We start from the raw sequence: 22016 nt of genomic DNA, 5'->3' as shown, positions 1-22016 counted from the left end.
AAAAAGCAGGAACCTCCGAAATGTGACGGATTGGATTCCTGCTTCAATATATTCTGTGTAAAAAATTATCCAACCTACTGCTACTCCTCCATCTCTATCATCGAAAATGGAATATTAATAATCGACTGGTAATCCTCCCCGGCTTCAAACATATCCTCATCATCTTCCTCGTAGTACCAATTAATCTGCACTTTACTGCCCTTCTTATAAATCAATTCAAGTTTTTTAAAAATATCCAGAATGCATTTAGATGAACTGGTATTGAAATATTCTAACTGTACATTTACATCAGTAGATTCCAATGGGGTGGTGCCATACTTATCCAACCAATCAATCAAAGGTTTGTAAAACTCCACTGAATTTTCAGGAATGGAGCGACCTTTGATTTCAATCAATCCTTTTTCACCATCTAATCTTACATATGGAGTCTTTGGACTCCCTTCGCGAATAATTGTTTCCATGTTGGTAATACCAGTATAATTTAACTAATATAGACATCAAGTGAGAAAAACACGTACTCATCATCAAAAGGATAGAGTGCGTATTCTAGTTTATTTCCAGTTTTTCGAACAATGTCGAGCATTCCAAGCCCTCCTCCTCCTTTGCTTGTAATCCCCTCATTACCAAGAATCTCTCTGTAGAGCATTTTCACCTCTTCATCAGAGAGGGAATTTACCTGATCAATTCGATCCTTAATAATATTAACTTTATCCAACCTGACAAAATTTCCAGTGGAAATTCTGTAAAAGGAATTGTCGCGGGCAAGTATTATAATTCCAAATTTTGGAACCAGTTCAACATGTGCTGAAACGGGAGGTACATCTACGTGATGAAACAAATTTTGGATACACTCAACAAATACATTGTATACTTTCTTGCGCGTTTTATTTATTTCATTTTTAAGATTGAGATTTGATTCAATGCCTTCCAGCGCCTCTGTGATTTTATCAGAAGAGACATCGCCCATATACTTGAGAATCACTTCTCCCTGCATTTTCTGCGCATACCATTTATCAAGATCAAACCCCATTCCAGATTTTACCATTTCTTAACTCAAAGATACATAATTTCAACACCAACGATTCTCTAAAAGTACATTATTATAAGGTATTGTACGTTTATGGATTGCAAATAGAGTAAAATATTTGGTTAATTAAGAAAAACGAATGGTAAACTTACATCTTTTTAGGATAAAAGTCCTCATTATTCAGTTGTTTCTAAAGCATTCCATCCTCTGCAAACAAAATAATTTTATTATAAGTTACTAAATTCCATCTCCACCAATAAAACCTGTTGCACGAAATTTTCCCTGCACCACTTTACTGTTTGGCGGCACATCTGATGTTATCCATACGTTACCACCTATCACAGAGTTTGCTCCTATGGTAATGCGTCCCAGAATAGTTGCCTGAGAGTAAATTATAACGTTATCCTCAACAATTGGGTGTCTTGGGATGCCTTTAATGGGATTACCATGCTCATCGAGCGGAAAGCTCTTTGCACCCAATGTTACGCCCTGAAAAATCTTCACATTGCTTCCTATAATAGAAGTGGCACCAATAACCACACCGGTGCCATGGTCAATGGTGAAGCTGTGACCAATCTTTGCCCTTGGATGTATGTCAATTCCGGTTTCGGAATGGGCCATTTCAGAAATAATGCGTGGTATTAGCGGAACATTGAGCTCTAACAATGCATGGGCTACGCGGTAATTTGTGATGGCCTTAATGGCAGGATAACAAAATATAACTTCTGCACGGCTGTGAGCTGCCGGGTCGCCCAGAAAAGCTGCCTCTACGTCGGTCGACAGCAGATATCGTAATTCAGGCAATTGATTGATAAAACTAACTGCCAGTTGCGAAGCCCTCTGTTTGGCGTCCTCAATTTTGAACTGCTCGGCATCGTCACAGCCAAAGCATAATCCGGCAAATATCTGCTGACGCAACTTTTCGTAGAGCATCTCAACATTTACACCTATGTAGTACTGAACGCTGCCTGGCCTTGTTGGCGAGTTTCCAAAGTATCCGGGAAAGATGATCTCCCTGGCAAGACTGACAATCTCCTCCAGAACATGAATAGATGGCATTGGCTGGTCAGGATAATGCCGATGACACACAGAGCGATACGACTCCTCATTGGAGAGAGATTCTATACTCTTTCGTAGCTCCTTAGGATACTCAAGGTTTGTCATAATTCTTATTTTAAAAAGTCTTCTATATGTAAGATGGCATTCTGGATGCGGCATTCGCCCACCCCTGACACTTCCCGCCATTCAATCCTATAACGATTGAGTTCACTTTTGTAACAATCAAATAAATAGTCACGCCTATCGCCATTTTCGCGAAGTGGATCCGGCTCCCACGCAATATCGGGAAAACATAGCAATACCAGGGAAGGTTTATTGTTGCGGATGGCATCATGCAACCAGATGGGGCAATATCCAAACACCTCCTGAAACCAAACTTTTGTTATGATTAAAAAAGTATCGAAAATGACCATTGGCTCATTTTTCATCATCATCCGAAACACTGCCAATTGCCGGTTGGCAATTGTTTCTACATCACTTGCTGCATAGGGTCGCCGTAAGCGGGAAATATAATCCCGAGCGTACTCATTTACTCCCACACAGCGGAAGGCATTGGCCAATGCTCGAGTCAAGGTGGACTTACCTGTAGACTCTGGTCCTGATACTACAATTGAAATCATCCGCAATGTTAAACGTTTACGGTGGCGTTATGCAGCATGTGCCGCTTCCACCTATAATACCCAACTACCGACATTGCAGTATAGATAACAAATAGAAAAACTGTAATGTACAAACCCTTGTAGGCATACATGCCAAGAGAAAATGCATTGACCACAATCCATATCAACCAATTTTCCAGAAACTTTCGTGCCAGCATCCAGGTTGCCACAATACTTGCTGCAGTTGTAAAAGCATCACCAAGAGGCAGATCAGAGGGTGGCAAATCAAGCATACCGGGTAGGAAAATCAATGCAATATAAATGAATATGATTAAAATACCAATTGCTAACAAATAAACAATCCATTGCATTTTTACAATGGAAACGGTAGGCAAATCTGTCTTCACCAAAACCCCATTTTTACGTTGTCCCATCCAGTGAAACCAACCGTAAACACTCACCACCAGATAGTAAAACTGTAATCCCATATCGGCATAAAGACGACTTTGGAAAAAGACAATCAGGTAAAAAAATGAAGTCAGGAAACCCACAGGCCAAAGCCATATATTCTCTCTTATGGATAGAGAAAGATAAATAATGGCGAAAATTGTACCTGCAAGTTCAATCCAATACTGTTGTAACCAAGATTCCATTATTTTTTTGTTCAAAAATATAAAAACATGCCATTTAAATAATGATATGCCGGAAATAAATGACACATAAAATGTTTTATGATATGAAGCCTATTGAAATCTATAGACCATCAAAAGAAACAGCAGTGAGGTTTAAAAGTTGATTGATGCTAAAGTTTCGTAGTAAATTTAAATTGCGAAGATTCGCGAGGAATTATAACTGCCATGCGATTTTATTTCTGAACCATAAAAACGAAGTGTATTTACCACGCTCATAATACATTTTGAATGACAGATTTCAATACCGGCAAAAATCGCTCTGGTTAACCATAATCAGGAGCTGTAGGGCATGATTTTCCTTGTCTTGTATTACTGCTGCTATGCGTATTGCGCGCAAAGTATAATAACGTAAAAACCCGGCGTCAGTAAAGACTACCGGGTTAATCCGTTTAACTCCCACTATAACACTAATAGCTATTTGTAAAAACCATAGCCATTCGAAACTAATTCAGTATCTCAGAAAAAAGATCTCTATTCTCAATAAGTTCAATAGCCTTACTATATACAGTGAGCAGTGGATTTATCACTTGATAATATTCGCTGGTTGACCACAAATCACGGGCAATAAGTGCTTTGAGTTGAGTTTGTATCAATCTCCCTGAAACTTGCATATCTGCCTCAGAATATTTGATTCCCGCTTTCTCACCATCAGAAACAAGCGCTGAAATCAGCTGTTCATCTACCATGTACCCTTTCTGAAAAGCAGAAAAATCGGAAAAAAGTTCCTGAATCTGACTACGGTTTCGATCCATAAAATGCATGGCCACACGATTCATCACGCCACTTGCAACCAGCTCCCGGTAGTAATTTGAATACATTGTAGTATCAAGTGGAATAAACACATCGGGAATAATTCCGCCACCGCCATACACAGGGCGTTTACTCTTCAGGGTCTCATAATACTTTAAATCTTCCATGTGGATGCTGTCGCGATTGGTCAATTCGCCGTTCATAAAACGAAGAGTGGTCTCAGCGCGATACTCCGACAATCCATTGGAATAGGGCTTCTGAATGCTTCTTCCTGAAGGTGTGTAATAATTGGCAATGGTTAATCTGATTTCAGAACCATCAGGCAGGCTGAATGGTCTCTGAACCAATCCTTTGCCGAAACTTCTGCGTCCAATTACCACACCTCTGTCCCAATCTTGAACAGCGCCAGCTACAATCTCGCTGGCAGATGCCGAGAACTCATCCAGCATAATAACCAAACCACCCTTCTGCCATAATCCCCCCCGACCGGCGAGATGATCCCTGCGGGGCATCGATGCACCCTGCGTGTAAAGCATAAGTTGGCCATTACCTAAAAACTCGTCGGCAATATCTAAAGCTGCTTTGAGGTAACCTCCACCGTTGCCGCGAAGGTCGAGTACAAGGTTCTTAATACCTTGTCGTTTCAATCCTTTCAACGCGGTCACAAATTCGTCGTGGGTAGTTGCTGCAAAACGGCTGATTTTAATATAACCCGTTTCTGGAGAGGCCAAATAGGCAGCTTCAATACTATGAATCGGAATACGGTCACGAGTCACAATAAACTCCATCTGGTTATCTTTGCCATGCCTGATAACAGACACATTTACCTGTGTGCCTTTTTTGCCACGCAGCATGGTAAAGACATCGGAATTTCGCAAACCAACCGCTGCCACATTTTCATTGTTGATGGCAACAATACGATCACCGGCCCGAATACCCACTTTTTCGGAGGGCCCGCCAACCACAGTTGAAACCACAGTGAGCGTATCATTCAGAATGGTAAACTCTATACCTACCCCTTCAAAGTTTCCGTCGAGGGGTTCATTCATGGCCTTTACTTCATCGGCCGGAATTAACACCGAATGCGGGTCCAATTTGCGTAACATTGCCTCAATGGCCTCACGTGCCAAGTCCTCCCGGTCTACATTATCCACATAAAAATTGGTGATAAGCTGCCAGGCAATCTGAATATTATTTAAACCCGGATCGGAACGTTGCGCAGTAATAACCGAAATGGGTAAAAGAAACAACAGCAATAAACGAAACTTCATCATCCTACATTCATTTAAATTACAAAGAAGATTTTTATACCGAAGGTCATCTTTTAGCAAAAAGAGCCTTACGGGACAATCTCTGTTTGCAGTGTAGCATAAGCTACTTATGAAACATCACATTGATAAGAAGTATGAACAAAAATCAAACCAAATACCAATGTGAAATTTCAAACTATTTACGCACAACCTGATGCAACAGTTTGGTTTACGCTGTTATTTTTTGTTAAAAACTACTCCCATTCAATGGTTGCAGGCGGTTTTGAGCTAATATCGTAAACAACCCTGTTAACACCTCTTACTTTATTGATGATTTCGTTAGATATCCGGCTCAAAAATTCGTAGGGTAAATGAACCCAGTCGGCTGTCATACCATCGGTTGATTGAACAGCACGCAATGCAACCACACTTTCGTAGGTTCTTTCATCGCCCATAACGCCCACAGATTGAACAGGAAGTAAAATAGCACCGGCCTGCCATACCTGGTCGTATAGGTTATTGCTTTTTAAACCTTCAATAAAAATATAATCTACTTCCTGAAGCAGGCTCACCTTAGCAGCGGTAATGTCGCCAAGAATACGAATGGCAAGTCCCGGTCCGGGGAATGGATGGCGACCGAGAATTGTAGGTGAGATATTCAGCTCCTTTCCTACCCTGCGAACTTCGTCCTTAAATAGCAATTTGAGAGGTTCCACAACTTTTAGGTTCATCTTTTCTGGCAACCCGCCAACGTTGTGGTGCGATTTAATGGTAACAGAGGGGCCGTTAACAGAGACTGACTCGATAACGTCAGGATAAATGGTGCCTTGAGCAAGCCACTTCACATCCTTTATTTTATGAGCCTCAGCATCAAACACCTCAATAAATACACGTCCAATAATTTTGCGTTTGGTTTCGGGGTCGCTCACACCGGCAAGCTCATTTAAAAACTGGTCTTTGGCATCTACACCAACTACATTCAACCCCATGTGCTTATATGACTCTAGTACATTGTGGTACTCATTCTTGCGCAAAAGACCATTGTCCACAAAAATACATGATAGATTGGCTCCAATGGCCTTATGCAGCAATACAGCAGCCACCGAACTGTCTACACCGCCTGAAAGCCCAAGCACAACTTTATCGTTGCCAAGTTTCTGCTTCAACTCTTCTACAGTTCCTTCAATAAATGATGCAGGACTCCAATCCTGAATACAGCCACAAATATCCACCACAAAATTATTAAGAATTTGCAGCCCCTGGATAGTATGATATACTTCGGGATGGAACTGAATACCATAAATATTGCGAACAGGCACAAAATAGCCTGCCACTTTTACGTCGCGGGTACTGGCAATTATTTCAAAACCTGCTGGCAGCTCCATGATGGTATCTCCATGCGACATCCAGACCTGACTTCCGGCTTCAACTTCAGCAAATAGAGGATTCTCAGAATTGATATACTCCAAATTTGCACGTCCATACTCTCGGGAATTGGATGCCTCAACAAGTCCGCCATTGCTTTGGGCAAGATATTGTGCGCCATAGCAAATGCCCAAAACAGGCAGCTGTCCGATGATGTTAGTCAGATTGGGTACGAGAGCATTCTCGTCACGCACACTGCTGGGGCTTCCGGATAGAATTACACCTTTAACACTATTGTCCAATTCAGGGGCATGGTTAAATGGATGGATTTCGCAATACACATTTAATTCCCGAACCCTGCGCGCTATAAGCTGGGTATACTGAGAACCAAAGTCAAGAATAATGATTTTGTTCTGCATTTATATGTACTTAAAGAGTTTGAAGTATAAATCGATTGCAAATATAATGAGAAATAAGCGGATATTGGCTTAAAGATCAGCCGCGCGTTGTGTTAGGTATTGAAAAAATATCGCCCTCACGTGCAAGACTGGTATCATCAAAAATGACCCGTGCTTCATTCTCAAAAGCACTTAAATCATAGTACCTGGTGCTGAAATGACCAATAATCAACTTTTTAACCCGGGCTTTAAGCGCCAGAGTAGCAGCCTCGCGAGCCGTACTGTGCTGCGTCTGTAAAGCGAGTTTGTGATTGTCATCAAGAAAAGTAGCTTCATGATAGAGCAAATCAACATCCTGAATAATAGGAATGATTCGTTCATCATAAGCGGTATCGGAACAAAAGGCATAAGAGCGTGTAGCAGCAGCCGGCTTAGTAAGCAGATGATTGGCAATTACTTCGCCCTCATCGTTCACATAGTCGGCACCCTTTTTAATGGATGGAATTGCCTTTAGAGGAATCTGATAGAAATCAATACTCTCCCGAACAATATGTAGATCACCTTGTTTTTCGCGAAAAAGAAAACCACAAGTTGGAATGCGGTGTTTCAAAGGAATGGTTTCAACGGTGATCTTGCTATCCTCAAAAATCACCATGTTTTGATGCGGATTTATGTGATTAAAAATCACACGGTAAGGCAAATCGGCACAGAAATAGGTTAGTTGAGGTTTAAGAACCTTCTCAAGGTCACTGTGTGCAAAAACAGTTAGATCGGATTTTCGGCCTAACAAACCAAGGGTTGAGATTAAGCCTATTAACCCAAAACAATGATCGCCATGCAGATGCGAAATAAAGATATGGTTAATCTTTGAAAAGCGTATTTTGTTCTTACGCAACTGCATTTGGGTACCTTCTCCACAGTCGATTAAAAAGAACCGCTCAGATACATTAAGTATCTGAGCGGTTGGATATCGTTCCGACGTAGGTAAAGCTGAGTTACTGCCTAAAACTGTAACGGAAAATTGCATGTAACAATTTATTTTGACTGAAGCGAACGACGCATCATCTCAATTCCATCGTCAGCAGTAGGAGCAATGTTTATGACGGTATCCAATTGTGATACCGAAATCAGCCGTTCCACGGCGGGCTGTAAGCCAGCCAGAACAAAAATTCCGTCGCTGTTTTTACAAAGCCTGTTGGCAACAAGAATGGCACTAAGGCCGGATGAATCACAATAAGTGCACTTACTTAAATCCAAAAGGATATTCTTTTCATTGTTACCTGCCAGCAGAACCAGTTCTGATTTCAGGCCTGGTGCAATAGTAGTATCCAATTTCTCCTTCTGAACCTGAACAAGGATAAAATCATCCAGCTTGTCAATTTTAAAATCCATTTTGTTGACCAATTAAGTTTGTATTACTCGCGGGGTTTCTTTTCGTCAGCTTCCATCTGATCTTTCAGTGCAGCCAACTCAGAGATGTCACCAAGAGTGGTTTTTTCAAGGTTGTCCTTGATTTTCTTAACCGTTTTCTTGGTAGCAGCAGTTGCTTTAGCCTGCTCTTTTTTAGCAGCCTGCTCTTCTCCTTTCTTCTCATCTTCGAAAATACGTGAATGAGAAAGGATGATACGTTTAGCACCTTTATTGAACTCAATCACTTTAAACTGAAGTTTCTCTTCAGCTTTAGCCTGAGAGCCATCTTCTTTTACAAGGTGACGAGGTGTAGCAAAACCTTCCACACCATATGGTAAAGCAATTACGGCACCTTTATCGAAAATGTCAACAATTGTACCCTCATGAATTGAGTCTACAGTGAAAATAGTTTCGAACACATCCCATGGGTTCTCTTCCAACTGTTTGTGTCCAAGGCTCAAACGGCGGTTTTCTTTGTCGATTTCAAGAACTACCACTTCAATTTCTTCGCTAATGGCAGTAAATTCGGCCGGGTGCTTCACTTTCTTGGTCCATGAAAGGTCAGAAATGTGAATCAAACCATCAATACCCTCTTCAATTTCTACAAACACACCAAAGTTGGTGAAGTTGCGAACTTTTGCAGAGTGTTTGCTTCCGATAGGATATCTCTCTTCGATTTTGTCCCATGGGTCAGCCTTCAGTTGTTTAATGCCCAAAGACATTTTACGCTCGTCGCGATCCAGAGTCAATACAGTAGCCTCTACCTCGTCGCCAACTTTCAGGAAATCCTGAGCGCTGCGCAGGTGTTGTGACCATGACATTTCAGATACGTGGATAAGACCTTCTACACCGGCGGCAATTTCAACAAAAGCACCATAGTCGGCCATAACAACCACTTTACCTTTTACGATGTCACCCACTTTAAGTTCTGCATTCAATGCATCCCAAGGATGTGCAGTAAGCTGTTTCAGACCAAGGGCAATACGTTTTTTCTCATCATCGAAGTCGAGAATAACCACGTTGAGTTTCTGATCCAGTTGAACAATCTCTTCGGGATGAGAAACGCGTCCCCACGAAAGGTCAGTGATGTGAATCAAACCGTCTACGCCACCAAGGTCGATGAATACACCATAAGAGGTGATGTTTTTAACGGTTCCTTCAAGAACTTGTCCTTTCTCCAGTTTGGAGATAATTTCTTTTTTCTGCTGTTCAAGTTCAGCTTCGATAAGCGCTTTGTGAGAAACCACCACGTTTTTGAATTCGGGGTTGATTTTAACCACTTTGAATTCCATGGTTTTGCCCACAAAAATGTCGTAGTCACGGATGGGCTTCACATCGATTTGTGAACCTGGAAGGAAAGCCTCAATACCAAATACATCTACAATCATACCACCTTTGGTGCGGCATTTGATGTATCCTTTGATAACTTCATCCTTTTCAAGGGCTTCATTCACTCGATCCCATGAGCGGAGAGCTCTGGCTTTTTTGTGTGATAGCACCAACTGACCTTTTTTGTCTTCCTGACTTTCAACATAGATTTCAACTTTGTCACCTATTTTCAAATCGGGATTGTAACGAAACTCGTTACGACTTACAATACCATCGGATTTGAAGCCGATGTTGATGACCACTTCTCTTTTGTTCATAGAGATTACAGTACCATCAATCACCTCTTTTTCAGAGATGGTAGACAGTGTCTGGTCATACATTTTCTCAAGATCTTCTTTCTTGGTTCCGGGAACAAGTAAATCATCTGATTCAAAACTGTCCCAATCAAAATTGGCGTCAGCTGTATCTGCTGCTGCCTGTTGCACTTTAGCTGCGGTGTTTTGGGCTTGAGCCATGGGCTCTTGGCCATTTCCTTCTAATTCTGTCATTTAATTTCTGAGCAAAACTACTTGGTTAGACAATATGTTAATTAATAAAACGCGACAAAGGTATCAAAAATCATTGAAAATACTGCACCTTACTGCATCCTATTTTTGACTACACTACAAATATATTCATTGCATTGATTTAAAGTACAATAAACACTTATGAAATCATCTCTGCCACACAACAAACATCTATAAACACTGAACATTAAATAAATATAAGGCTTTTTTTTGATATTCAATTGCTTTAAAGAGGATGAACAAGCAGAGCAGAGGCAATTTTAAATGGAATACCGGCATTTGAGGGGTTAATCAATCAGGTAGCATAATATGTCAAATTATTCACGTTGATAATTCGCACCTCTGCGAAAAAACATTATTTTTGGGGATAATTGCGTATGATTATAAAATTACAATTTAATACAATACACTCTTTGCTATGAAAATATCGGTAGTTGGAACCGGTTACGTAGGACTGGTTACAGGGACCTGTTTTGCTGAAACCGGAATCAATGTAACATGTGTTGACATTGATGAGAAAAAAATCAACAAACTCAAAGAATCAATCATTCCGATTTTTGAACCGGGACTTGAGACCATGGTAAAAAAGAACCTTGAAAAACAACGATTGTTCTTTACTACCAGTCTCAAAGATAGTCTTGAAGGTGCCGAAGTGGCATTCATAGCTGTTGGAACACCTCCTGGCGAAGATGGAAGTGCTGATCTTAGATATGTTTTAGAAGTAGCTCGTCAGATTGGAAAAAACATGACACAATATCTGGTGGTAGTTACAAAAAGTACTGTACCCATTGGCACATCGGTAAAAGTGAAAGCCGCTATACGCGATGAACTTGAGAAGCGCGGCGCTCAAATAGAATTTGATGTGGCATCAAACCCCGAATTTCTTAAGGAAGGAAATGCCATAGACGATTTTCTGAAACCCGACCGCATTGTTGTGGGTGTGGAATCTGAACGGGCACAAAGAATCATGAGCCGCTTATACAAACCTTTTCTGCTCAACAATCATCCAATACTGTTTATGGATATTCCCTCAGCTGAGCTGACGAAGTATGCCGCCAATGCCATGCTTGCAACCAAGATAAGCTTTATGAACGACATGGCAAATCTGTGCGAACTGGTAGGTGCCGACATCAATATGGTTCGAAAAGGCATTGGAACCGATAACCGCATTGGCAACAAGTTTATTTATGCCGGCATTGGCTATGGTGGCAGTTGTTTTCCAAAAGATGTGAAAGCCATTATTAAAACAGCTGAAAAACTTGATCATCCATTGCGTTTGCTAATGGCTGTTGAAGCCATCAACGAGGATCAAAAGAAAGTTATGGTTGGCAAAGTTAGAACCCACTTCAAAAACGACCTGAAAGGCAAAACATTTGCTGTGTGGGGTTTAGCCTTTAAACCTAATACCGACGACATGCGCGAAGCGCCTTCAAGAGTAATAATTAAGCAGCTTTTAGATGCTGGTGCAAAAGTGAAAGCCTACGATCCTGTAGCCATTGAGGAATCAAAACATGTATTTGGCAACGACATTACTTACGGCAACGACCCCTATGATGTACTCATCGATGCAGACGCACTGCTCCTTATTACGGAGTGGCCAGAATTTCGCATGCCCAACTTTAAGGTGCTTGATAAACTCATGAAACAAAAAGTTATTTTTGACGGGCGCAATATTTATGACCCTAACGAAATTGCAGAAAACGGTTTTGTGTATTACGGTATCGGTCGAAAATCGGGGAAATTACTCGGCTAGTAAAGCAACAAACTGAATTAATCAAATAACAAAATATTTAATGAAAAGAATTCTGGTAACCGGCGGAGCAGGATTTATAGGCTCACATCTGTGCGAGCGGTTAATAAATGAAGGCAATGAAGTAATCTGCCTCGACAATTACTTTACAGGTAGTAAATCAAACGTTGTACACCTCATAAACAACCCTTTCTTTGAGTTGATACGTCACGATGTGACACATCCCTATTTTGTGGAGGTAGATGAGATTTATAACCTGGCTTGTCCAGCTTCGCCTGTACACTACCAGTTTAATCCCATCAAAACCATCAAAACATCGGTGATGGGGGCTATTAATATGCTGGGGCTTGCCAAACGCATAAAAGCACGAATTTTACAGGCATCGACCAGTGAAGTGTACGGAGATCCGCTCATACACCCACAGCCAGAAGCCTACTGGGGCAATGTAAATCCAATAGGTATACGCTCATGTTACGACGAGGGCAAGCGATGCGCAGAAAGTCTGTTTTTGAACTATCACCGACAAAACAGCGTGGATATTAAGGTTATACGCATATTCAACACCTATGGTCCCCGCATGCATCCCAACGATGGGCGTGTAGTATCAAACTTCATCGTTCAGGCTTTAAAAGGGCAACCAATAACCATATTTGGAGATGGCTCTCAAACAAGAAGTTTCCAATATGTGGATGACCTGGTGGAAGGGATGATGAGAATGATGCAAACGCCAAAAGCATTCACTGGTCCCATTAATATTGGAAACCCGAATGAGTTTTCGATGATGGAGCTGGCAAGAGAAGTAATTGACATAACAGGATCACGTTCAGAAATTATCCATTTACCATTGCCTGAAGATGACCCAACTCAGCGCCAGCCTGACATTGCATTGGCCAAAGAAAGGCTAAATGGCTGGGAACCCAAGGTGCAATTAAGGGAAGGTTTAGAGAAAACCATCAGCTATTTTGATAACCTGCTAAAATCACAACCTTGAAAATCATCTCTTGTTAAAGAGTAAGACATCAGGTAAAACATACCAAATATTAGTATTATGAGCAAACCGATGAAAGGAATTATTTTGGCAGGCGGCTCTGGCACCAGATTGTATCCTGCCACACGAAGCATCTCCAAACAGATTATACCGGTTTACGATAAACCAATGATATACTATCCTCTATCGGTGCTTATGCTGGCCGGCATTCGCGATATACTTATCATTTCAACACCCGCCGATTTACCGCTCTATAAAAGGCTATTTGAAGATGGTTCCGATTGGGGTCTGAATTTCAGCTATGCCGAACAGCCTTCACCCGATGGACTGGCACAAGCACTCCTGATTGGGGAGGAATTTATTGGAGATCATCCAGTGTGTCTGGTATTGGGCGACAATATATTTTATGGCTTTGAATTTGGAAAAGTAATACGTGAAGCAAGCCAAACCCAGAATGGAGCTGTTGTTTTTGGATACTATGTTAACGATCCGGAGCGTTATGGTGTAGCTGAGTTTAACAGCGAAGGGCGTGTACTGAGTATTGAAGAGAAGCCTGAGCATCCAAAATCGAACTTTGCAGTAACCGGCCTATACTTTTACGGACCGGATGTGGTAGCCAAAGCCAAAACGCTAAAACCAAGCAAACGCGGAGAACTGGAAATTACGGATTTGAACAGACTCTATTTAGATGAGGAAAATTTGCATGTAAAACTTCTGGGAAGAGGTATGGCCTGGCTCGATACCGGCACCCACGACAGCCTGTTGCAAGCATCCAACTTTATTGCTACCATCGAGAAACGTCAGGGACTAAAAATTGCCTGTATTGAGGAAATTGCCTATAAAAAGGGGTGGATTGATAAAGAAACACTACTCAGACTGGCAAAACCACTGGCAAAAAACGAATATGGTCAATATTTAATAAAAATTGCCAAGGAAGATATCCAAGAGATAAAACATCAGTTGTAAACATCTAAAATTGAATACTTAAGGTAATCGGAGCAAGCAACTGCTGTGTATAAATAATACCGAACTCAAAAAAAACATCAAATTGCTGGATAAACCACAGCAGTAGGGTTAACTTTAACACCTGCTCTTAATTTACGCTTATTGATTTGCGAAACTACATCGATTTATGAAAGTTAAAACCACAGATATACCTGGCTTGCTCATTGTTGAACCAATGGTGTTTGGCGACAACCGGGGATATTTTTATGAAGTATATAACCAATCTGCATACGCAGAATTTGGTATGGACACCAACTTTGTTCAGGATAATGTCTCCTACTCCACCAAAAACACGATACGTGGGTTACATTATCAACTTGCCCCTTTTGCACAGGCAAAACTAGTGCAAGTATTGAAGGGACGCGTTTTGGATGTGGCTGTGGATCTGAGGCAAAACTCCCCAACTTACGGTCAGCATTTTGCGCTGGAACTCTCCGACGAGAATAAATTGCAGTTTTATATTCCCCGAGGCTTTGCACACGGCTTTAGCGTTTTAAGCGACGACGCCGTTTTTTACTATAAATGTGACAACCCGTATAACAGAGATGCAGAACGCGGTATAAATTTTAATGATTCTGGCCTTGGAATCAATTGGCTTGTGCCGGAGCAGGAGGCCATCGTATCGTTAAAAGACGAAGTTTTACCCTCGCTCACCGAAGCAGAGAAGAATTTTTTCTATGCCGAAGATTAATCTCCAAACGCTTTAAATCAATCAATACAGATTATTCAACCATGAAAGTTTTGATAATTGGCGGAGAAGGACAATTGGGTACAGTGCTCAATAACCTTACAAGTAGCCAAACATTTGCCTCTTTTGATATCACTACTATAGAACTTCTCGATTTAAGTCAGGAAGATAACATACGCATTTTTTTTGCAGGTAAGAAATATGATTTCGTTGTTAACTGTTCGGCTTATACCGCAGTTGACAAAGCCGAAACCGACCGTGATACAGCCTTTTTGCTCAACGCACTGGCACCCGGGTGGATTGGAAAATATGCTGCACAGATGCATGCAGGAGTGATTCATGTCTCCACCGATTACGTTTTTGATGGAACAGCCAATACCCCGCTCACCCCTGAAATGCCAGTAAACCCCGTTTCGCAGTATGGAAAATCGAAGCTGGAGGGCGAACTGCATCTTATGGCGGAAAACCCTGACAGCATCATTATTAGAACAGCTTGGCTTTATTCACCTTACGGACAGAATTTCATGAAAACAATGTTGCGTTTGGCCAGCGAAAGAGATGAGCTGAATGTAGTTTTTGATCAGGTTGGAAGTCCCACATCAGCAACAGATCTTGCCACCGCCATTATGCGTATTTTACAAATGGCTTCTGAAAACAGAGAGTCCTTTATACCTGGTGTTTACCATTATGCCAATGAAGGCGTTTGTAGCTGGTACGATTTTGCTATCATGATATTTAAGTTAGCAGGCATCTCATGTAAAGTGAATGCGGTACGAACAGATGCCTACCCTACCCCTGCGCGCAGACCAGCATATTCAGTGATGGATAAACATAAAATAAAAGAGCAATTCGGGCTGACCATACCATACTGGGTTGACAGTCTTGAAGCGGTGATTGAGAATTACCAGCCCAATTGAAAATGTCTTTATTGATTATTAACTTTACAAAATACTGGTTTGGAATTAGATTTAATTCCCATAGAAGGTTAGATGAGATGATGTAAATCTACACAAAGATTGACTGATCCACTTCCATTTTATCTAACCTGCATCTAATTAAAAGCAGTAGAGAGCACATAAGTGATTTAACACCAACACATCTACGAAAACATAAAAAACAAACAATGGATAAAGAAATTTTGCAAAGCGTACAGGAAAAAGCACAGCAATGGCTGCAAGGCGCATACGATGAAGAGACCAAAAAACAGGTTGAAGCCATGCTACAAAATCCTGATCCTACCGAGTTGGTAGATTCTTTTTATAAAAGTCTGGAATTTGGTACAGGAGGATTGAGAGGTATTATGGGGGTTGGTTCAAACAGAATGAACAAATACACCGTAGGTGCGGCTACACAGGGACTTGCTAACTATATCAACCGCGAGTTTGCGCATCTTTCTGAGAAAAAGGTAGCCATTGGTCACGATTGCAGAAATAACAGCCGCTATTTTGCCGAAACTGTGGCCGGCATTTTTTCTGCGAATGGCATTACCGCTTACCTATTTGAAGACCTTCGCCCCACTCCGGAAATATCCTTTACCATTCGTAAATTGGGTTGCCAAAGCGGTATCATCATTACGGCGTCACACAACCCCAAAGAGTACAATGGCTATAAAGCATATTGGAATGATGGTGCCCAAGTTATTACTCCCCACGATGGCAACATCATTGAAGAAGTAAAAAACATTAAGGATGTAAATGAAATTAAGTTTGATGGGCCAAGTGACAGAATAAAAATTCTAGGCTCCGAAATGGACAAACTTTTTATCGCTGAAGTAAAAAGCATTTCGCTGAATCCGGACATAATAGCCAAACAGCACGATTTAAAAATCGTTTTTTCACCGATACACGGCACCACAGTAAAAATGGTACCTGATGCGCTGCGCAGTTATGGCTTTACAAATATCATCAATGTGCCTGAGCAGGATGTGGTAAGCGGGAATTTCCCAACAGTGATATCGCCCAATCCGGAAGAGCCCGAAGCGCTAAAAATGGCCATTGAAAAAGCAATAGAAACAGATGCTGAATTGGTAGCCGCATCCGACCCGGATGGTGACCGCCTTGGCATTGCCATTAGAAATGACAAAAACGAGTTCATCCTTGTAAATGGCAACCAAACAGCACTTTTGCTCACATGGTATATGCTGTCGCAATGGCACGAACGTGGTTTGCTAACCGGTAAAGAGTTTACTGTAAAAACCATTGTTACTACTGAATTGATAACCAAAATAGCCAACAAATATCAGGTTGAATATTTTGATGTGTACACGGGTTTTAAATGGATTGCATCTGTAATCCGTGAACTTGAAGGTCAGAAAAAATACATTTGTGGTGGAGAAGAGAGTTATGGATTCCTGCCGGGAGACTATGTGCGCGACAAAGACTCGGTTGGCGCCATATGTATGATTGCTGAAGTGGCTGCCTGGGCCAAAGAGAATGGAAAAACGCTGTATGAATTGCTCCAGGATATCTACATGGAGTACGGCTTTTCACACGAAAGGCTGATATCAATTGTTCGCAAAGGCAAGTCTGGAGCTGATGAAATCAAGGCCATGATGGAGAAATTCCGCAAAGAGCCTCCTGTAAGTCTTGGCGGTTCAAAAGTAGTTCTGGTTAAAGATTATCTTTCGCTGACGGCTTCCAATCCGGTTAGTGGTGAAACCGCTGCCATTGAGCAACCAGAGCCATCAGATGTGTTGCAATTCTTTACTGAGGATGGCTCAAAAATATCTGTTCGACCATCTGGTACTGAACCAAAAATCAAGTTCTATTTTGAAGTAAACGTTGAGCTTAAATCCAGGAGCGTGTTTAAAGAGGCTATGTATGCAGCAAATTCGCGTATAGATAAAATAGTTACCGATTTAAAATTGGGTTAATATCCCTTAACATCATAAAGATTAAAAACAGCCGGTATGCAATGCACTACCGGCTGTTTGGTTTACAACTTAATAGGCATTAAATGTTCTAGTCCTTATAAAACTCTTTAGGGAAGTTAACAAAATAGAGGCGTTCAGTAGCCCTTGTGGACGCAGTATATAACCAACGTACAAGTTCACGTGAAAGATACTCCTCGGTAAAATATCCCAAATCCACAAAAACCGCCTTCCACTGGCCACCCTGGGCTTTGTGACAAGTCATTGCATAAGCAAATTTCACTTGCAAGGCATTGTAAAAATCGTTTTCGCGGGCCATCTCAAACTGCTTACGCGGTGGATTTACATCCTGGTAATCCTCCAACACCGTTTTGAGAAAAGCATCTTGCTGTTCCATTGTAAAGCCAGCTCCCGGAGATGTCAAACTGTCGAGTATAACGCGGGTTTCAATTTCAACTGTTCGATAATCGACCAACTCACAAATCACATCGGCAAACCGATAGCCATATAGCTCCTGATGTCTTTTAACCCTTGAAACGCGGGCAATGTCTCCGTTGGCAATAAAACTCATCTCCTCGTTGTCTTTTAGCCAATGGTAGTTGTTCTTCATTATTAAAAGATAGTCACCAACTGAGAGTTCCTCTTCCCTGAAGAGGATGGAATTTCGAATACCTTGATTGTATAGGTTTGCACGTTTATTGGTTCGGCAAACGATAAGTGTATCCTCCAAACCATAATTATCATAGCACCATTGAATCTCTTCCATCAATTCCGCCCCGGTAATGCGTCGGATATCAGACCACCCGGTTGACTCCAGCAAAGGATAATCCTCAATTTCTTCCTCCTGTTCTAATAAAACTCTAAGGTTAGTGGCATTGTATAAAATACCGCTACCCATTTTTTGCCGAACCACATCGGTTAATACCGCCTGAAACAGCTCCACGCCATAACCTTGAAGGAAATCCGCCTCCAAAGCAGGGCTTACCGACAATCCAACAGGAGGAAGCTGAGCAGTATCTCCAAGCAGTACCAGTCGGCAATTTGTAGCCTCATACACATACCGGATGAGATCGTCGAGTAAACGACCAGACCCAAAAACTGAACCTCCTACTGATTCGTTAGATATCATTGAAGCTTCATCTACAATAAAAACTGTATCTTTATGAAGGTTTTTATTAAGGTTGAAACCGCCAAAGCCGTCCTTGGATGAGATTTGACGGTATATTTTTTTATGAACTGTAAAGGCCTCCTGCCCTGCCCCCATGCTTAAAACCTTTGCAGCTCTTCCTGTAGGAGCAAGAAGCACACATTGAATGCCAAATTCAGTGAGCATTTTAACAAATGCACCCATTAGGGTGGTTTTTCCGGTGCCTGCAAAGCCTTTAAGCAACAATAGTGGCATATCCGACACAGAGGCCATAAATGCTGCCATCTGCTTCATTGCCAGAAGTTGCGACGAAGTAGGTTCAAAGCTGAAATTGTGCTCTATTCGGTTAAAAATATGTTCTTTAACCATTTTTATTGTAATTATTGGTTTAAAAAAAAGAGAAACAGATTTTTTTTTTAAATTTGTGCAAACTTTCAAAAACAAAATCCTAAAGATAATGAAAACAGCTTTCCAAATTCTACTGACCATTGCCATTTTAGTTTTGGGCTACATGTGCGTTGAAAGTATCAACAAACCTGTAAGATTTAAGAGAGACTATGATGTGCGCATGGAAAAAGTAATTGAACGCCTAAAAGACATTCGCAGTGCACAGGTAGCATACAGAGCAGTTCACAACAGATTCACAGGAAGTTTCGACACCCTGATTAATTTTGTGCGTTATGACTCTCTTCCTCTTGTGAGAATGGAAGGAAGCCTTACAGACAGCATGTTGGCCGCCGGTATTGATGAAAGAATGGCATTGAGTATGGGCGCTATCAAGCGTGATACCATCAGAATAAGTGTTAAGGATTCACTCTTTGGCAGAAGGCCGTGGGTAGTAGATTCAATGAAGTATATTCCATTCACTGATCATAAAGTATTTGAAATGGGTGCTGGAGTAATCAAAACGGCATCAGGTGTTGATGTACCTGTTTTTGAAGCCAAAGTTCACAACAACACTTATCTTGCTGGTTTAGACAAACAGGAAGTAATCAACATCAATGACAGAATGAAGAAGCTTGAAAGATTTGCTGGTCTGCGTGTTGGTTCATTGACTGAAGCAAATAACAATGCCGGTAACTGGGAGTAAGCACATAATGAATTATGATGAATTTTTCGGTCGTTGACGACACCTTTGATCCCAATATCACATTATCATATTTTTTATCCATCCAGGTTAATCTGGATGGATTTTCTTTTTGTACGCTGGATCCGGTTAAAAACAAGTATATCCAGATGCAGCATTTTAGTTTTGTGAAAAACCTGCCTTTTGAAGAGCAAGTTGAAAAATGTTTCAAGGAGGCTGAGAAACTAAATTTGCCCTACAAGAAAACACTTGTTCTGCTGCCCTCCAAAGTGTCGACGCTGGTGCCTTCAGCTCTGTTTGAGCCAGCTAAAAGCAGAGAATGGTTATCGTTTTGCAATCATCTCCCAGGCGAAGCAATGGTGATGCACAATAAAGTTAAAATGGCAGATGCTTTCAATATATTCCCCATAAACCAGCAACTCCACAAAATTTTATGCCGACAATTCCCTGACCCACAATTCTTTCATCAAAACAGTGCCATTATAGAGAGTAATTTATCAACCAACCTGACAGATTCTGAATCAACCATGTTGTTTGTTAATCTGGCTGAAGACTATTTTGATGTTTTGGCATTTAGCAATAACAATCTCAAGCTCTGTAATACCTATCCCATCAAAAGTGAAAATGATTTTATCTATTTCCTGTTATTCACATTTGAACAACTTAAGTTGCGATCGGCAAATACAGAAATTGTATTAAGTGGCTGCCACCCAAGATTTGAACAGATGCGCAAACAGTTAAGCCGATACATACGCAAGGTTAAAGCCAGTAATATGCCACACCATTTTCAGTACAGTCATTGTTTCAGGGAAGTAAATAGTTCAGCATTCTATAACTTGTTAAGTCTGCCTGTATGCGTATAGTAAGTGGCAAATTAAAAGGACGCAGATTTTCTCCGCCTAAGAGCTTTAGGGCACGTCCAACTACCGATACAGCCAGAGAGAGTCTTTTTAATATACTTGCAAACACCATCGACTTTGATGAAATCAATGTGCTGGATTTATTTTCAGGCACAGGCGCCATTTCATATGAGTTTGCATCGCGTGGTTGCCCTAAAGTCACTTCGGTGGAGAAAGACTTCCATCACTTAAAATTCATCCAAAAATGTATCCAGGAGCTTGATTTAGATGGCGTAATACATCCTGTCAAAGCGGATGTGTTCAGTTTCATCAACCATGCCGTGAAAGCAGAGTATGATTTGATATTTGCCGACCCGCCATTTGAATTGAACGACTTTGAAAAAGTGGTACCTGCGGTACTTAATAGCGGAATACTAAAACCCGGCGGACTTTTTATCCTTGAGCATGGCCCCCAAAGAGATTATTCTTCACTAGAGCAATTTGACCAATTGCGGAAATACGGGAAGGTGTGTTTCTCTTTTTTTATAGGGAGATAACGCAAATATAAAGCCTTAGTGCTTATCCGGCTCAATATAAAAACTGATAAAACTTCGGGAATTCTGCTAAATCAGCAAAATCTTAACAATTACATAAGGAAAATTAATAATGGAAGTAATTAATACTTCTATTATACATTCTCAAAAGAAACATCTGGAGCCATCTCATCACCTAATTCACAAACAATCACCTCATTTCGTATAGCAGCAAAGTTACGGGGCATTGCATATGCGCTTTCAGAACATTCTCTGAAAACCATTCAATCATCTGGTATTAAAACAGATAACTGTAATTTAATAATTCAGGTTTTCAACCGAATAAATTGAACATATACTAAATGTGTTCACGCTCAAATCCATCCACAATAACTATTTATTAACGCACAATTAATCAAGCACAGATTCTAAATCCCTTATTTAGCGCTGCATTTGGGAGGAAAAACTATCTATTTCAATCTGGTTCTGTCAACTCACCAGTCATAAGTTATTACACAGGAATTTAAATGTCACAAAACAGGAATCATTTTTCCAAATGGTCTTCCGGTTGATTGCTAAACAATTGCATGTTACACATTTTAATTTTAGATAATTTCTTATGAAAATTTGCAGATTATTATTGAAGGGGAGCATTTTAAAATCGG

At 40.9% G+C, this 22016-nt stretch carries 20 protein-coding genes; 9 read left to right on the top strand and 11 right to left on the bottom strand.

Going from position 1 to position 22016, the window contains the following annotated elements; all coding sequences use genetic code 11:
* Positions 1 to 80: 80 nt before the first annotated feature.
* From ALKIM_RS0115870 to rpsA, 10 genes are all read right to left on the bottom strand, one after another.
* Entirely contained in the window at positions 81 to 461 is a 381-nt protein-coding gene (locus tag ALKIM_RS0115870; RefSeq protein ID WP_026475499.1) for a DUF1987 domain-containing protein, read from the bottom strand.
* Positions 462 to 481: 20 nt separating this feature from the next.
* Positions 482 to 1030: a SiaB family protein kinase gene (locus ALKIM_RS0115865; protein WP_235714437.1), complete on the bottom strand. Its 549-nt coding sequence runs from the start codon at positions 1028 to 1030 to the stop codon at positions 482 to 484.
* A gap of 234 nt (positions 1031 to 1264) precedes the next feature.
* On the bottom strand, positions 1265 to 2191 hold the full coding sequence (gene epsC, locus ALKIM_RS0115860; protein ID WP_026475497.1) for a serine O-acetyltransferase EpsC: 927 nt from the start codon (positions 2189 to 2191) through the stop codon (positions 1265 to 1267).
* A 5-nt stretch (positions 2192 to 2196) separates the two neighbouring features.
* A complete protein-coding gene (locus tag ALKIM_RS18905) occupies positions 2197 to 2706 on the bottom strand; it encodes an AAA family ATPase (protein WP_044118018.1) in 510 nt (169 codons plus the stop codon).
* Positions 2707 to 2714: 8 nt separating this feature from the next.
* Entirely contained in the window at positions 2715 to 3338 is a 624-nt protein-coding gene (pnuC, locus tag ALKIM_RS0115850; RefSeq protein WP_044118384.1) for a nicotinamide riboside transporter PnuC, read from the bottom strand.
* Positions 3339 to 3820: 482 nt separating this feature from the next.
* Positions 3821 to 5401 (bottom strand): S41 family peptidase, encoded by a 1581-nt coding sequence (locus ALKIM_RS0115845; RefSeq protein ID WP_235714436.1) that lies wholly within the window; start codon positions 5399 to 5401, stop codon positions 3821 to 3823.
* Between the two features lie 230 nt (positions 5402 to 5631).
* On the bottom strand, positions 5632 to 7161 hold the full coding sequence (guaA, locus tag ALKIM_RS0115840; RefSeq protein WP_026475494.1) for a glutamine-hydrolyzing GMP synthase: 1530 nt from the start codon (positions 7159 to 7161) through the stop codon (positions 5632 to 5634).
* Between the two features lie 76 nt (positions 7162 to 7237).
* Positions 7238 to 8167: a ribonuclease Z gene (locus ALKIM_RS0115835; protein WP_026475493.1), complete on the bottom strand. Its 930-nt coding sequence runs from the start codon at positions 8165 to 8167 to the stop codon at positions 7238 to 7240.
* Positions 8168 to 8175: 8 nt separating this feature from the next.
* Entirely contained in the window at positions 8176 to 8532 is a 357-nt protein-coding gene (locus ALKIM_RS0115830; RefSeq protein ID WP_026475492.1) for an STAS domain-containing protein, read from the bottom strand.
* Positions 8533 to 8555: 23 nt separating this feature from the next.
* Positions 8556 to 10427, bottom strand: a complete 1872-nt coding sequence (rpsA, locus tag ALKIM_RS0115825; RefSeq protein ID WP_218916722.1) for a 30S ribosomal protein S1 — start codon at positions 10425 to 10427, stop codon at positions 8556 to 8558.
* Positions 10428 to 10863: 436 nt separating this feature from the next.
* Here rpsA and ALKIM_RS0115820 point away from each other — a divergent pair, with 436 nt between their 5' ends.
* The 6 genes from ALKIM_RS0115820 (at position 10864) to ALKIM_RS0115795 (ending at position 17748) form a co-directional block, all read left to right on the top strand.
* Positions 10864 to 12198 carry a UDP-glucose dehydrogenase family protein gene (locus ALKIM_RS0115820; protein ID WP_026475490.1) on the top strand — a complete coding sequence of 445 codons (1335 nt, stop codon included), beginning with the start codon at positions 10864 to 10866 and terminating at the stop codon, positions 12196 to 12198.
* Positions 12199 to 12238: 40 nt separating this feature from the next.
* Positions 12239 to 13186 (top strand): UDP-glucuronic acid decarboxylase family protein, encoded by a 948-nt coding sequence (locus ALKIM_RS0115815; protein ID WP_026475489.1) that lies wholly within the window; start codon positions 12239 to 12241, stop codon positions 13184 to 13186.
* A gap of 57 nt (positions 13187 to 13243) precedes the next feature.
* A complete protein-coding gene (gene rfbA / locus ALKIM_RS0115810) occupies positions 13244 to 14149 on the top strand; it encodes a glucose-1-phosphate thymidylyltransferase RfbA (protein WP_157363946.1) in 906 nt (301 codons plus the stop codon).
* Between the two features lie 166 nt (positions 14150 to 14315).
* A complete protein-coding gene (gene rfbC, locus ALKIM_RS0115805) occupies positions 14316 to 14879 on the top strand; it encodes a dTDP-4-dehydrorhamnose 3,5-epimerase (protein WP_026475487.1) in 564 nt (187 codons plus the stop codon).
* A 41-nt stretch (positions 14880 to 14920) separates the two neighbouring features.
* On the top strand, positions 14921 to 15793 hold the full coding sequence (gene rfbD / locus ALKIM_RS0115800; protein WP_026475486.1) for a dTDP-4-dehydrorhamnose reductase: 873 nt from the start codon (positions 14921 to 14923) through the stop codon (positions 15791 to 15793).
* 206 nt (positions 15794 to 15999) lie between these two features.
* On the top strand, positions 16000 to 17748 hold the full coding sequence (locus ALKIM_RS0115795; RefSeq protein WP_026475485.1) for a phospho-sugar mutase: 1749 nt from the start codon (positions 16000 to 16002) through the stop codon (positions 17746 to 17748).
* Between the two features lie 88 nt (positions 17749 to 17836).
* Here ALKIM_RS0115795 and ALKIM_RS0115790 read toward each other — a convergent pair whose 3' ends face one another.
* On the bottom strand, positions 17837 to 19261 hold the full coding sequence (locus ALKIM_RS0115790) for an ATP-dependent DNA helicase (RefSeq protein WP_026475484.1): 1425 nt from the start codon (positions 19259 to 19261) through the stop codon (positions 17837 to 17839).
* Positions 19262 to 19349: 88 nt separating this feature from the next.
* Here ALKIM_RS0115790 and ALKIM_RS0115785 point away from each other — a divergent pair, with 88 nt between their 5' ends.
* Genes ALKIM_RS0115785 through ALKIM_RS0115775 form a run of 3 tightly spaced genes read left to right on the top strand, consistent with a single transcriptional unit; the run spans position 19350 to position 21375 of the window.
* Positions 19350 to 19982 (top strand): hypothetical protein, encoded by a 633-nt coding sequence (locus tag ALKIM_RS0115785; protein ID WP_026475483.1) that lies wholly within the window; start codon positions 19350 to 19352, stop codon positions 19980 to 19982.
* A gap of 14 nt (positions 19983 to 19996) precedes the next feature.
* On the top strand, positions 19997 to 20842 hold the full coding sequence (locus ALKIM_RS0115780; protein WP_084555920.1) for a DUF3822 family protein: 846 nt from the start codon (positions 19997 to 19999) through the stop codon (positions 20840 to 20842).
* Positions 20833 to 21375 (top strand): RsmD family RNA methyltransferase, encoded by a 543-nt coding sequence (locus ALKIM_RS0115775; RefSeq protein ID WP_026475481.1) that lies wholly within the window; start codon positions 20833 to 20835, stop codon positions 21373 to 21375. Before ALKIM_RS0115780 ends, ALKIM_RS0115775 begins: the two co-directional genes overlap by 10 nt.
* Positions 21376 to 22016 lie beyond the last annotated feature (641 nt).

Source organism: Alkaliflexus imshenetskii DSM 15055 (genome assembly GCF_000517065.1).
Taxonomy (GTDB): Bacteria; Bacteroidota; Bacteroidia; order Bacteroidales; family Marinilabiliaceae; genus Alkaliflexus; species Alkaliflexus imshenetskii.
Note: the sequence above shows the minus strand (reverse complement) of the source record. Positions and strands in the feature narration are given on the sequence as shown.

What these genes read in the sequence shown, in the direction of transcription:
- ALKIM_RS0115870 (WP_026475499.1), bottom strand. Translation starts at nt 461, where the DNA reads ATGGAAACAATTATTCGCGAAGGGAGTCCAAAGACTCCATATGTAAGA.
- ALKIM_RS0115865 (WP_235714437.1), bottom strand. Translation starts at nt 1,030, where the DNA reads ATGGGGTTTGATCTTGATAAATGGTATGCGCAGAAAATGCAGGGAGAA.
- epsC (WP_026475497.1), bottom strand. Translation starts at nt 2,191, where the DNA reads ATGACAAACCTTGAGTATCCTAAGGAGCTACGAAAGAGTATAGAATCT.
- ALKIM_RS18905 (WP_044118018.1), bottom strand. Translation starts at nt 2,706, where the DNA reads ATGATTTCAATTGTAGTATCAGGACCAGAGTCTACAGGTAAGTCCACC.
- pnuC (WP_044118384.1), bottom strand. Translation starts at nt 3,338, where the DNA reads ATGGAATCTTGGTTACAACAGTATTGGATTGAACTTGCAGGTACAATT.
- ALKIM_RS0115845 (WP_235714436.1), bottom strand. Translation starts at nt 5,401, where the DNA reads ATGATGAAGTTTCGTTTATTGCTGTTGTTTCTTTTACCCATTTCGGTT.
- guaA (WP_026475494.1), bottom strand. Translation starts at nt 7,161, where the DNA reads ATGCAGAACAAAATCATTATTCTTGACTTTGGTTCTCAGTATACCCAG.
- ALKIM_RS0115835 (WP_026475493.1), bottom strand. Translation starts at nt 8,167, where the DNA reads ATGCAATTTTCCGTTACAGTTTTAGGCAGTAACTCAGCTTTACCTACG.
- ALKIM_RS0115830 (WP_026475492.1), bottom strand. Translation starts at nt 8,532, where the DNA reads ATGGATTTTAAAATTGACAAGCTGGATGATTTTATCCTTGTTCAGGTT.
- rpsA (WP_218916722.1), bottom strand. Translation starts at nt 10,427, where the DNA reads ATGACAGAATTAGAAGGAAATGGCCAAGAGCCCATGGCTCAAGCCCAA.
- ALKIM_RS0115820 (WP_026475490.1), top strand. Translation starts at nt 10,864, where the DNA reads ATGAAAATATCGGTAGTTGGAACCGGTTACGTAGGACTGGTTACAGGG.
- ALKIM_RS0115815 (WP_026475489.1), top strand. Translation starts at nt 12,239, where the DNA reads ATGAAAAGAATTCTGGTAACCGGCGGAGCAGGATTTATAGGCTCACAT.
- rfbA (WP_157363946.1), top strand. Translation starts at nt 13,244, where the DNA reads ATGAGCAAACCGATGAAAGGAATTATTTTGGCAGGCGGCTCTGGCACC.
- rfbC (WP_026475487.1), top strand. Translation starts at nt 14,316, where the DNA reads ATGAAAGTTAAAACCACAGATATACCTGGCTTGCTCATTGTTGAACCA.
- rfbD (WP_026475486.1), top strand. Translation starts at nt 14,921, where the DNA reads ATGAAAGTTTTGATAATTGGCGGAGAAGGACAATTGGGTACAGTGCTC.
- ALKIM_RS0115795 (WP_026475485.1), top strand. Translation starts at nt 16,000, where the DNA reads ATGGATAAAGAAATTTTGCAAAGCGTACAGGAAAAAGCACAGCAATGG.
- ALKIM_RS0115790 (WP_026475484.1), bottom strand. Translation starts at nt 19,261, where the DNA reads ATGGTTAAAGAACATATTTTTAACCGAATAGAGCACAATTTCAGCTTT.
- ALKIM_RS0115785 (WP_026475483.1), top strand. Translation starts at nt 19,350, where the DNA reads ATGAAAACAGCTTTCCAAATTCTACTGACCATTGCCATTTTAGTTTTG.
- ALKIM_RS0115780 (WP_084555920.1), top strand. Translation starts at nt 19,997, where the DNA reads ATGATGAATTTTTCGGTCGTTGACGACACCTTTGATCCCAATATCACA.
- ALKIM_RS0115775 (WP_026475481.1), top strand. Translation starts at nt 20,833, where the DNA reads ATGCGTATAGTAAGTGGCAAATTAAAAGGACGCAGATTTTCTCCGCCT.